Here is a 564-nt window from a genome sequence, read left to right on the forward strand (position 1 = left end):
TTAACAGTAGCTTTATAACGCCGCGTTAAGTGGTGAGCAACGCCAACCACCTTACCTAACCCATTGTGACATAAACACTTAACCTGAAGAAAACCGAAAGCGCCAAGCGTTGGGAGTCCGTCTTAAACGCTTTGTTAGCAGTGTTCTAATTGCGTACAGCTGTAACTGTCACCTCAATAAGTACATCACCTTCAAGAGTTACACCTAAACAAGCTCGCTGGGACCAATTATCAGGGTTGTCACCAACCCACTCACACCAAATTCTATCCATCTTGGGTTTATCAGCTATATTCGCAATGTAGACCTGGGCACTAACAATCTGAGTTTTGTCTGATCCTAACTCAGCTAAATTACTATCGATTGTTTGTAGCGCCAATTGAGTTTGACCACAAATATCCAAGCTTGTGTCTACCGATGTGGCAACAGTCCAGACTAAATCTTTGTATGCAGACGACTTATTTCGTCCCTTATAAATCCCACGCTTCCTTTCGATCATATTGTATCCTTTGAACTGCTAACGCTCTGCTAAGCGGAAAATAAACCAGCCACTTAACTTAAAAATTA

General features: G+C 42.0%; 1 protein-coding gene. It reads right to left on the reverse strand.

Annotated elements, in window-relative coordinates:
- Nucleotides 1–145 precede the first annotated feature (145 nt).
- Nucleotides 146–496 carry a RidA family protein gene (locus A1QO_RS05820; RefSeq protein ID WP_017040037.1) on the reverse strand — a complete coding sequence of 117 codons (351 nt, stop codon included), beginning with the start codon at nucleotides 494–496 and terminating at the stop codon, nucleotides 146–148.
- Nucleotides 497–564: the final 68 nt, after the last annotated feature.

It is taken from the genome of Vibrio genomosp. F10 str. ZF-129 (assembly GCF_000287055.2).
GTDB lineage: Bacteria > Pseudomonadota > Gammaproteobacteria > Enterobacterales > Vibrionaceae > Vibrio.

What these genes read in the sequence shown, in the direction of transcription:
- A1QO_RS05820 (WP_017040037.1), bottom strand. Translation starts at nt 496, where the DNA reads ATGATCGAAAGGAAGCGTGGGATTTATAAGGGACGAAATAAGTCGTCT.